Annotated in this window: 14 protein-coding genes and 1 tRNA gene; 8 read left to right on the forward strand and 7 right to left on the reverse strand. The window is 65.6% G+C overall.

The window, feature by feature from the left end; all coding sequences use genetic code 11:
* Positions 1-113 precede the first annotated feature (113 nt).
* From ABD120_RS26070 to mscL, 3 genes are read left to right on the forward strand one after another with little or no spacing between them, the layout of a single operon-like run.
* Positions 114-914 carry an S-methyl-5'-thioadenosine phosphorylase gene (locus tag ABD120_RS26070; RefSeq protein WP_343952699.1) on the forward strand — a complete coding sequence of 267 codons (801 nt, stop codon included), beginning with the start codon at positions 114-116 and terminating at the stop codon, positions 912-914.
* The gene (locus ABD120_RS26075) at positions 911-1,453 is read left to right on the forward strand and encodes an SAF domain-containing protein (protein ID WP_343952700.1); all 543 of its coding nucleotides are present in this window, start codon (positions 911-913) and stop codon (positions 1,451-1,453) included. Before ABD120_RS26070 ends, ABD120_RS26075 begins: the two co-directional genes overlap by 4 nt.
* Positions 1,454-1,476: 23 nt before the next feature.
* Positions 1,477-1,875 (forward strand): large conductance mechanosensitive channel protein MscL, encoded by a 399-nt coding sequence (gene mscL, locus ABD120_RS26080; RefSeq protein ID WP_343952702.1) that lies wholly within the window; start codon positions 1,477-1,479, stop codon positions 1,873-1,875.
* A gap of 2 nt (positions 1,876-1,877) precedes the next feature.
* Here mscL and ABD120_RS26085 read toward each other — a convergent pair whose 3' ends face one another.
* Both ABD120_RS26085 and ABD120_RS26090 read right to left on the reverse strand, forming a co-directional pair.
* Complete coding sequence (locus ABD120_RS26085) at positions 1,878-2,960, reverse strand: D-alanyl-D-alanine carboxypeptidase family protein (protein ID WP_343952703.1); 1,083 nt, start codon at positions 2,958-2,960, stop codon at positions 1,878-1,880.
* Positions 2,961-3,126: 166 nt separating this feature from the next.
* Entirely contained in the window at positions 3,127-3,555 is a 429-nt protein-coding gene (locus ABD120_RS26090; RefSeq protein WP_343952704.1) for a hypothetical protein, read from the reverse strand.
* 151 nt (positions 3,556-3,706) lie between these two features.
* On the opposite strand from ABD120_RS26090, the gene ABD120_RS26095 reads away from it, so the two are divergent.
* A tRNA-Arg gene (locus tag ABD120_RS26095) sits at positions 3,707-3,779 on the forward strand.
* 157 nt (positions 3,780-3,936) lie between these two features.
* Here the strand turns inward: ABD120_RS26095 and ABD120_RS26100 are convergent.
* On the reverse strand, positions 3,937-4,146 hold the full coding sequence (locus ABD120_RS26100) for a hypothetical protein (RefSeq protein WP_343952705.1): 210 nt from the start codon (positions 4,144-4,146) through the stop codon (positions 3,937-3,939).
* Here ABD120_RS26100 and ABD120_RS26105 point away from each other — a divergent pair.
* Positions 4,121-4,579 (forward strand): nucleoside/nucleotide kinase family protein, encoded by a 459-nt coding sequence (locus tag ABD120_RS26105; RefSeq protein ID WP_343952706.1) that lies wholly within the window; start codon positions 4,121-4,123, stop codon positions 4,577-4,579. The two genes, ABD120_RS26100 and ABD120_RS26105, sit on opposite strands and share 26 nt — an antisense overlap.
* Here ABD120_RS26105 and ABD120_RS26110 read toward each other — a convergent pair whose 3' ends face one another.
* Positions 4,580-4,726 (reverse strand): hypothetical protein, encoded by a 147-nt coding sequence (locus ABD120_RS26110; RefSeq protein ID WP_343952707.1) that lies wholly within the window; start codon positions 4,724-4,726, stop codon positions 4,580-4,582.
* A gap of 146 nt (positions 4,727-4,872) precedes the next feature.
* Entirely contained in the window at positions 4,873-5,091 is a 219-nt protein-coding gene (locus ABD120_RS26115; protein ID WP_343952708.1) for a hypothetical protein, read from the reverse strand.
* A gap of 75 nt (positions 5,092-5,166) precedes the next feature.
* Between ABD120_RS26115 and ABD120_RS26120 the strand changes: the two genes are divergently transcribed.
* The 3 genes from ABD120_RS26120 to ABD120_RS26130 all read left to right on the forward strand — a co-directional run bounded on the left by ABD120_RS26120 (position 5,167) and on the right by ABD120_RS26130 (position 7,534).
* Positions 5,167-5,418, forward strand: a complete 252-nt coding sequence (locus ABD120_RS26120) for a GntR family transcriptional regulator (protein ID WP_343952709.1) — start codon at positions 5,167-5,169, stop codon at positions 5,416-5,418.
* A 32-nt stretch (positions 5,419-5,450) separates the two neighbouring features.
* The gene (locus tag ABD120_RS26125) at positions 5,451-5,591 is read left to right on the forward strand and encodes a hypothetical protein (RefSeq protein ID WP_343952710.1); all 141 of its coding nucleotides are present in this window, start codon (positions 5,451-5,453) and stop codon (positions 5,589-5,591) included.
* Between the two features lie 1,493 nt (positions 5,592-7,084).
* A complete protein-coding gene (locus tag ABD120_RS26130) occupies positions 7,085-7,534 on the forward strand; it encodes a very short patch repair endonuclease (protein WP_343952711.1) in 450 nt (149 codons plus the stop codon).
* Position 7,535: 1 nt separating this feature from the next.
* Here ABD120_RS26130 and ABD120_RS26135 read toward each other — a convergent pair whose 3' ends face one another.
* Together ABD120_RS26135 and ABD120_RS26140 are read right to left on the reverse strand one after the other, a co-directional pair.
* Entirely contained in the window at positions 7,536-9,422 is a 1,887-nt protein-coding gene (locus tag ABD120_RS26135; RefSeq protein ID WP_343952712.1) for a DNA (cytosine-5-)-methyltransferase, read from the reverse strand.
* Positions 9,423-9,671: 249 nt separating this feature from the next.
* A partial coding sequence (locus ABD120_RS26140; protein ID WP_343952713.1) for an AIPR family protein occupies positions 9,672-10,228 on the reverse strand: 557 nt, incomplete at its 5' end.

Genomic DNA, 10,228 nt, shown 5'->3' on the forward strand with positions numbered 1-10,228 from the left:
TACTCAGCGGAGTTGTCGGTACGCTCGCGTCGTCCACAGCCCCTTTCCGCGTTATCCACAGCCCCCCGTTCTCCCCTCCGCCCGCCCCACTCTCTCCCGCTAGTGTCGGCGCCATGCCAGCAGACATCGGCGTCATCGGCGGATCCGGTTTCTACTCCCTGCTCGACGACGCGGAGGAGATCCACCTCACCACGCCCTACGGCCCACCCAGCGACGTCGTCACGGTCGGCCGCATCGGAGACCGCTCGGTCGCGTTCATCCCGCGCCACGGCCGCGATCACCGCTTCCCTCCCCACCTCATCCCCTATCGGGCCAACCTGTGGGCGCTGCGTTCCCTCGGCGTCCGCCAGGTCCTGGCCCCCAGCGCCGTCGGCTCCCTCAGACACGAGTACGGCCCCGGCACGATCGTCGTCCCCGACCAACTCGTCGACCGCACCTCCGGCCGTGTCCAGACGTATTACGACCAGACCGGCGCCGTGCACGTCGCCTTCGCCGACCCCTACTGCCCGTCGGGCCGCGCCGTCGCCGTCGCCACGGCGTGCGGCAACGACTGGGAGACCGTCGACGGCGGCACCCTCGTCGTCATCGAGGGCCCGCGCTTCTCCACCCGGGCCGAGTCGCGCTGGTTCGCCGCCAACGGCTGGAGCATCGTCGGCATGACCGGTTTCCCCGAGTCCATCCTGGCCAGGGAACTCGCCCTCTGCTACACCTCGCTGTCCCTGGTGACCGACCACGATGCGGGCGTCGAGACCGGCGAGGGCGTCACCCACGACGAGGTCCTGCGGTTCTTCGCCGACAACGTCGCCCGCATGCGCACCCTCGTCTCCGCCGCCGTCCGGTCCCTGCCCACCGAGCGCACCTGCCCGTGCGGCTCCGCGCTCGACGGCATCAAGCTCCCCTTCGACCTGCCATGAGGCGCCGCCTGATCGCGGCACTGCTGGCCGGTGTCGCCGCGCTGTCCGGCCTGCTCGCCCTCCGTCCCCCTGCGGGGACGCAGGTGCTGGTGGCGGCGCGCGATCTAGCCCCCGGCGTACTGCGGCCAGGCGACATGACCCTGACCGAACTCACCCCGCCCCCTGACGGCGCCCTGCGGGCGCCGGTGCCCGGCCGGGTGCTCGCCGCCCCCATGCGCAAGGGCGAGCCCTTCACCGACACACGCCTGCTCCATTCCGTACGGCTGGAGCCCGGCCTGGTCGCCGTGCCCGTCCGCATCGCCGACGCCGACGCAGCCCGGCTCCTGACCGCCGGTTCCCGCATCGGCGTGCTGGCGGCCTGGGCGGACCGTCCGGCGCACCTCGTCGCCGACGACGTCACCGTCGTGTCCGTGCCCCCGAGCCAGGACGAGCACGGCGCACTGGTCGTCCTGGCCACCACGGCCGCCCAGGCAGGCCAGCTGGCCACGGCCCAGGCGGGCGGCCGCCTGTCCGTCACCCTGAAAACCCACCTACTGTGATCACTCCACTACAGTTGGTCGGCATGCGCGGATTCAAGAAATTCCTCATGCAAGGCAACGTGATCGACCTGGCGGTGGCGGTCGTCATCGGCGCGGCGTTCACGTCCATCGTGAACTCGTTCGTCTCCGACCTGCTCACGCCGCTGATCTCGGCCTTCGGCGGACTGCCCGACTTCTCCTCCCTGAAGGTCACGATCGGCAAGTCCAACTTCCTGTACGGCCAGTTCATCAACGCCGTCATCTCGTTCCTGATGGTGGCGGCGGTGATCTACTTCCTGGTGGTCGGGCCGTACAACCACTTCAAGGAGCGGGCGGCGGCGCAGGAAGAGGCCACCCACCGCGACTGCCCCGAGTGCCTGAGCGAGATCCCCAAGGCCGCGACCCGCTGCGCCGCCTGCACCTCGCAGCTGACCCCGGTCTGAGCTCAGAGCAGAGGGTCGATCTTCGGGTCGTACTCCCAGTGCCACGGTTCGAAAGGACTGCTGTAGGCCCAGTCGGGGTGGAACCACCCGTACCGCTTGCCGTTCTTCTCCAGCCAGTTGAACTCGGCGGACCGGAAGCGTTCCACCCCGCCACACAGGTCGACGGCCAGCCCGAACCCGTGGTTGCTGCGTCCGGGCACCGCCGCGAAGCCGGGCCGCCGGTAATAGACCGACTGCTGCTCGGACAGGTTCCGGTAGGCGTCGGTCACGCAGATCTGCCGTCCGAACTGCTTGCGGTAGGCCTCGTTCAGGCTGACGAACGCGATGGCCGCGTCCGCCCGCAGCATGTGCCCCCGCTGCTGCAGGGGGCACAGCAGCGTGCTGGGGATCAGCCCGTTCGGGTAGTCGTTGGCCGTCGTGATCCGCAGCGGGTTGCACGCCAGCGCCGCCCGCCCCACCTTGTCGATCTTGATGCCCAGCTTCACGAGCGCCGAGGTCAGCGTCTTCACGATCTTGTCGGAGCGCTGCCTGAGCATGTCGATCTCGGCCGCCATCTGTGCCTCGGCCAGCAGGTTGCCCGCCCGCAGTTCCTGCGCGTCGGCGGCCAGCCGTTCGGTCTCCTGGAAGAGCCTGCTGGCCTGCTCGACCTCCATCTGCCGCACCGCCGCCAGCTGCTGCGCGGTCGTCATCGCCTGCAACGCGCCAGCGCCGGCGTCCCCCGACAGGAACGGCATGATCCCGTCCCCCCCGAGCGGCTGCTGGTAGAACAACTGCGTCAGGCGCGTCACCGGCTTGCGCATCTCCGACAGGCGCCGCTCGGCGTCCTCGAGCGCGCGCATCTTGGTCTTCAGCTCCTTCTCCGACGCGGCGAAGGAGGTGCGGCGCTTCTCAAAGGCCTTGGTGGCGTCCTCAAGCTCTTTGGCGGACTTCTCAGCGTCGCGGCGAAGCTCGCTGAGGTTCTTGGGGTCGACGGCCTTCTGGGCGGCGACAGAGGCGGGCGCGGCGACCGCCCTTTCCGTGGGTGCCAACAGTGAGGTGAGCGCCGCGAAGACCGCGATCAGACCCGCTGATCGAGGAGCTGGCACGTTCGGACTCCTCCGTTTGCACACTCGTTACCTTGGTCAGGCACGCACGTTACTACAGCCCCCCGAGTGCACGGACCCAACTCCGGGCAGCCGCCACGTCACACCCCCGTACGGCCGGTCTCGCACAGGCGGCGGAGAAGGCCCCCGCACTTCTCCACCGCCCCCGTCACCCCTCGTCCCGCAGGTTCGCCAGGCAGAGCTCCCACAGCCAGGTCTCCTCCCACTCCCCCGGGCACCGGTCCCGCTGTTCCGGCTGCTCGGCGGGCAGGTCGACGACTCTCCGTACGGTGGCCGGCACCTCGGCCCGCACCTCGGGAACCACCTCGACGGGCGCCTCCCGCACCGGATCCTCGGTCTGCATGCGAGGGACGATGCCCTCGTAGATCAGGTCCGGGCGCAGGGGGGCGGGCACATAGATCGGCTCGAACGCCAGCGTCCCCGGCCCGACCGCCATGCCCGCACCCGGCTCCTGGGCCTCAGCCTCGTACCCGGTGAGCTCACCCACCATCAGCCCCCCGGCCAGGATCGCCGGCGCCAACATGGCCACCCCGAGCACCACCGGCCGCCTACGATGCTTCTGCCGCCTACTTGTCACGCGCCCGACGCTAGCCAGGCCCGCCCCCCGGCCGAGTGATCACTTGCGATCCCTTTACCCCACCTCACCCCACCCCTGACCCGCCCGGCCCAAAGTGGCCCGTCTCCGCGTGCCCACGCAGTGCCAGAACTTCGCTAGGCTTACCCCATCCGCCTCCGTAGCTCAGGGGATAGAGCACCGCTCTCCTAAAGCGGGTGCCGCAGGTTCGAATCCTGCCGGGGGCACTCATCTCGACCAGGTATTTGGCCTCTGACCTGCGGTTTCCCTGCCGCAGGTCTTTGCTCTCCAGACCCTCGGCAGGTCGCCAGGAGCTGCCGAATGCGGCCGTAGGACAGCGTCCTGGGGACATGCGGGAGATGATCTTGAAGGCATTTCCCAAGGTCAGCGCTGCAGTTCGGGGGCCAGGCTGTCGCTATCGAGCCGCTCGTCTCTAAGATCGGCGACGTGCAGCACCTTGCCCTCTTTGACCTTGACCGAACGCTCATTGACCTCGATGCCGCGTTCCGCCGGTGGGCCGTTGAGTTCACAGAGCGACACCGCTTGGGCCCTGAGGAACTCGTGTGGCTTGTCTCCCAAGATCGGGATACGCACCCACATCGAGAGGTTCGCCAGCGCCGAGGAACTCACCCAGCTCCGGGCCGCCGGGCGGTTGTTGATCGAAACTCACCGCTACAGCAACACCTACGCCATCGACCGCCACCACATCGACCGGATCACCGCGGCCGGGCAGGTGCCGATCGTCCACCTGGGCAACATCGCCGACATCCGCCGCCTGGTCCAGCCCGCGCCGTGGCTCGTCGTACTGCTCTGGATCCCCCTCCAGGTCTGTGAGCAACGCTCCCGCCAGCGCGGCGACAGCGACACCGTCAACCGCCTCCAGGCATGGGACGAGACACTGGCCGACTTGCACGCCAACGACAACGATCTATTCCACCGCCGCTTCCACACCCATCAGGCCACCCCCCAGGAGATCGCCGAGCAGACCGCCGACGCCTTCTTCAACCAGCGCGCGAGCACCTCGTAGTCACTGCGCCTCACCACTAAGGATCTGCAACCACAGGTCTTGCGCGGCGCGAGCGGGCATCCACGCGCTTTCCAGGATGCCCGCGAGGGCCTTGACCGGGTGGCGCCGGACGAACCACAGACCCCCGGCCGTGCAGAACTCGAACATTGGGTACCTACACGAGCACGTATGATCGCGGACCCGCAGCCGGTCAGCCCGAGGCAGGATCGGCGACCACTCCAGCCGTACAGCCCCCGTCCGCGCAGCCGGCACATGGGGGCCGTGATAGTTGAAGTGCGGGGGCGGACCGACACTCACGACCTCACCGCCAGCTGCGTCTGATCCCGGAGCAGCGACACGAAGACCTCCGCGTCGTCCGCACTGACGGTTTGCCGCAGACCCTTGTCGATGTCGGCATCCCGAAGATGGACACCGCGCCGGGTCGCGTAGAAGACGCCCGCGTCGCTACAGAACAGCGACCAGGCCGGGAACGCCGCGCGAAGTATGCCGAGGTCATAGCCGCGTGTTGACATACAGTCACCGACAAGTCTATGTCTACCCTCGTAGGCGCGCGTAGGGCGACCGGCCCGGCTTTCTACCGTTGACCCATGTTCGAGTTCGAGCCCGACCGGCCGAAGTGGCAGCAGGTGGCAGACGTCATTCGTCAGCGCATCCAGTCCGGCACCTATCCGCCCAAGTACCTGGTCTCCGAGCTCTCACTCGTCCAGGAATTCGGCATCGCTCGCGACACCGCCCGCAAAGCGGTACGCGCCCTCCGCGAAGAAGGCCTCCTCTACACCATCCCGCACATGGGCAGCTTCGTCAGCCCACCGTCCGACACCGAACCTGCCCAAGGCTGAACGCCCCACCACGCCCGAGCAGGCTGCATGACGTGAGCAGGCGGATCGCCCACAACAACAGCCCGGACGCGCCCGAGCTGAATAGCCTCGTGCCTTCTGTCAACAACGTGGCCCCAACGAGGCCGGCGACCCTCCTCCTGATCCGCCATACCGGCAACGGCAACGGCAACTAAGTCCTCCCCAGCGTGACGGGACAATCGACCAGGGCGAGTCCATCCCAGCAGCCGCCATACGACGAGGCAAGAGAGGAGACGGGGATCACATGCGAGATCACCGGCATCATGGGCCCCAACAGCCCCGATGGATGAGAACTTTCTCTACGTCCTTAAAGGCGAGCCGCCTGCGGCGTCTCGTCGCGCGTCGGGCGGTCGCTGGCCGCGCTACGGCTCTTCGGCCGGTCGCGGCCAGCACCACCCACGCGCTGCAAGCAACACGGCGGACAGCAAGAACGTCGAGAGGCGCATCATGGCATAGGCATCGACCGTATGGATCTGGCGCCTCAGCACTACACCGCGTGAGGCTCCGCATCCTCAAGCTTGCCGGGTTGTACCGATAGGAGATCAAGCGGCGGCGCGGCGCGCCGCCGTACCCCCGGCCCTCCGCCCGCACGCCGTCCGGGCGTGGGGCCTGGGGGCCGGTCCCGGACGGCGTGCGGGACACCGGGCCGGCCACCGCACGCCCGCCCCGCCGTACCAACTGAACGCGTCGACCGGGGTTGCCACGCCACCGCACAGATGCAGCCCTACGATCGCCACAGCATGGCTGGGCATCGTGCATGGTCGGGGGCGATCGAAGGTCCAAGGCTTCGTTCCTCAGCCCTGGCCCGCCGGACTACGTGTGTCTCTCTGCGTGGCCCGAACCTCAGCGAATCTTAGGTAGACGATCAGGCGTGCACGGGCGCACAGCTCCGGCCTCATTCCAGATTGGAGCCCAGCAGAAGGCCGTGGAGATCCCAGCCTGTCGGAATAGGCTTGTTGGCCGGATAATCGACCACTTGGAGCGAAGCCTCGTCGTAGAGCCGTACGTCGTGAGGTCGTCGTCTTGGGCCACGATGAGAAGACGCGAGCCCAGCCGCCAGACCGCATGTTGAACCGCCCCGGCTTTGATGGAGACCTTGGCCTGGACGTTGCTCATCGTCAGCAGCATGGCAAGCCTGGCAGCGAATGTCGCGGTTGTCGACCCGAACCTTGTGGCACAGATCGTCGCCGCCTGACCCTCGTTCGCGCTGATCGGTGCCTACAAGATGCTGATTTGGCAGGAGCGCAGGTGCAGGGACATCAGAGTGTCCACCATCGCGCGGGAGAGCGCCTCGGACCTCCGCCAGGTGGCATGGGAATGGGCACAGTCCAACAGGCCCTCAGACGGCTCCCTTCCGTCGGGCGCCATGATCACGGAGCACTTCGAGGGAAGTCCTCGATAGGGGCGGTGGATCAAGAGTGCTGGCCTGACTGGAGATTTGAGCTGAAGCGCTGGACATCGACCGTCGCGTCATCGTTGCTCTCGGAGAAGTTTAATGCGCGGTTGTCGTCTGGCCAGCGAGTTGACCCGGCAGCAATGCAATCTCCTCAAGGGCGTCGCGAAGAGGGTAGTTCTGCATGACATCGGCTGATGGCCGAGGCACGTACCATCAGAACCGGGGGACGCACCTGATTGGAAGGAGTTCTACGTGGCTGCCGACCGATCGTGGGAGGCGACAGAGAAGGGAGCACACCTCCGCGGACGTCGTACGAGGAACACTAAGCCGGAAGTAGCGCTACGCAGTGCTGTTCACGCGCTGGGTTTCCGATTCCGACTCCACCAGCGACTCGTCGCTAGATGTACTCCGGATTTCGTTCTTCCCCGGTGGAGACTGGCGGTTTTTGTGGACGGTTGCTTCTGGCACGGCTGCCCTGATCACGCGCCAGCTTTCAGGGGGCCGAATGCGGAGCGGTGGCGCATAAAGATCGATACAAACCGCGCCAGGGACCGTCGGAACGACGCATCCCTTGAGGAGGCTGGTTGGCGCGTGCACCGTGTATGGGAGTGTGAAATTAGGAGAGACGTGCGTCTCGCAGCCGAGGAAGTTGGGCGTAAGGCTAGAGAAGGAGGCGTTCCCCGAGATCCGTCTGGTCGTTGACCTACCAGAGTGTAGAGGCGCGTGGACGTTCCTCGATGGAGTAACTGCACCAAGTCGTCAGCGGACAGGTGCTACACAACGGCTCGTTCGGAGTGCAGGTCGTCATACCGAGTACTCGTAGAGCCGCCATGCGAAGGGGGGCCGGCTTACCGCCTCCGATGAGCCGCGCCAAATCAACTCTGCCGTCCGTAAGGCGATTGGTCTGGTCGGAGTTCGTGCCAGATACCCGAGCCGCAACCCGCAGGGACACCTGCGAGGTGAGCATGACGTCGTGCCCGCTAAGCAACGTAAGGAGGGATTCCTCTGCCGGCTTCAGGCGCAGCGCCTCGGCCAAGTCGGCAGGGTTCTTCCATACGTTGTGCTTGGCCGTGAGTTCCTGTAGGGGGGCAAGCCGGCTTTCCGCACGTGGGCCGAGACGGTCCATGAGGGAGCCGAGTTCTCTAGCCGTCACCTTGGCCACGCCGCGCAGCGGCTCCAAGGCTTGAGCAAGCCCGCGGGTCTCGGCCCTCCCGATGGCGCTGAGCATTGCAACGACAAGGGCAACGGCCGGAGTAACGTCATCGCCAGGAATGTTGAACCAGTCCGAGCCCTTCCGCTGTTCTTCGGCCCAGGATGTAAGGGCCTTATGGATCAGTGCCCAGCGGGCGGGCGTCGAGAACAGCGTTTCCTGAATGGTGTTCTCGGGATTGATCGCCTGGGCGGCGACTCTGCCAAGTTCTGGAGGTACGGCATTTCCAATCTGCCGGAAGGCATCGCTTCGCGTACCGGAAAAGCGAAAATCGTCCGGAAAAGTTTGAATTCGAGCCGCTTCTCGCACGGTAAGTGTTCGATGCTGCTCGGGATGTATATACCAGTAGCCGTCCTTGGCGATATGGGCTGTAATGGATCTACTGAGTTCGTCCCAGCCCAAGCGGTTGTACTTGTCATCGAAGGTCTCGGCGGTATACCGACGAAGGTCGGGTCGGATGTCGCGGTACAGAGTTTTGTGGTCCATGAGCTTGAACGTCTCGAGGTCGTCACGCCGGACCGGGCGGGTCATGTGGTCCCAGACGAAACCGGAGTGCTCATTTTCTCGCATTCGCCTTGCGAACGCAGAGGCCAAGGACTCCCCCTGGTATGGAAGGCGACGATCGCCGACAGGGTCGTCTTCGGGCAGCACGGGAAGATCGCCGATCGCATCCCGCACTGTGACTTTGGGGAGAGCCTCGGGCCAAGGGAACTCATGGTGATCAGTTCGGGCGAGGACGATCAAGCGCTTCCTGTGCTGAGGAACTCCGTACTTCCACGCGTCCACCAGGCGAACGTCGGTGTGATAGCCGGCGCCCTCAAGGTGCTCGACGATTTCTCGAACGACCCGGAAGTCATCGCCCAGTGCCATGTCGGGAACGTTCTCCATGAGAACGGCGCGGGGTTGGATGGCCAGCGCGACCTCGAGGAAGGCCTTCCATAGCTCCTTGCGCGCATCGTGGGGGTCGCGTCCCGCGTAGTCGACGAGGCTGCGTATCTTGCTTCGACCGGCTCTACTGAAAGGCTGACATGGTGGGCCGCCGGCAACAAGATCGATCTTGGTTTGCTTCAGAAGAGCTATGAGGTCTGCTCTGGCGCGGACGTCGGACATGTCCACGTCCAGCGACAGTCCTGGGAAGTTGGCCCTGTGGGTCTCCAACGCGCGCCGATCATGATCCACTGCGGCGACAACGGTCCAACCAGCCCGTTCGAGGCCAAGACTTAGTCCACCAGCACCGGAAAAAAGATCAACCGCAAGTCGTTCACCCGCAGCCAGGCGCTTGTCGCACCACTCAACGAAGATGTCCTCGGTGCAACGATCGTCAGGATCGGGGAGCTGTAGGACGTCGCTGCGATGCAGCTTCACCCCGTAAAATGACACGCGGCCCTCCATCCTATTGTACTCCCCAATGACCACCAGGAGAACACAGAGGCCCCGGTCGTGCAAGGCATTCTGCCTCAACAGGCGTCACTTTTGCCTCCCGAAGCGGCGCCAATCTCAGAAGGTACCCCTTTCCCCTCGACCTACCAAACTGGTCCTGCAGGCCCATGCGCTCTTCCTGGGGTTGCACTGTACGAGTCTCGAGGAGGCATCCCATGAGGTCTCGGACCGGCTGTGGACAACGAGGTGTCAGACGCCTACCCAGTGGATATCCATGACCCGCTTCGTGCACGCTTCCTTCTTGGCCCACTCGGTCACATTGCCGCCTGAGGGCGTGTCCAGCAACACCTCGCGGACGAGGGTACTCAGAGGGCCGACGGCCTGCATCACTTCCGAGGGGAGAGCCTGGTTGCGCCAGATAGCGCCGAGTATCGCCTCCAGAGCGACTTCTGGAACCAGTCGCGCGAGAGTGTGGGCGGTGACCTGGGCGGGATAGCCCGCACCTGGGTTGAGCCGCATGATCTCCCTTCGTGCCTGGGTGAAGAAGATGGCCTTCGCGATCAGGTTCCGAAAGTACTGTTCGTCCGGGAGCTCGGTCCGGTGCGAGAGGACGTCGATGGTCCATTGCCGGAAGCATTTCTGCGCCCCCCAACTGGCAATATGAGGCAGCTGAAGGAAGACCATCTCGAACTTCGCCACATCCGTCTTGGTGAACCGCTGCAGGGAGGGGTTCTCCTTGACGAACTTCTTCTGTGGTGCGCCTTTCGGCTGGCGGCCTCGGTCGACATCGTACTGTCCACGTACAC

This window comes from Nonomuraea longicatena, assembly GCF_039525605.1.
Classification (GTDB): domain Bacteria; phylum Actinomycetota; class Actinomycetes; order Streptosporangiales; family Streptosporangiaceae; genus Nonomuraea; species Nonomuraea longicatena.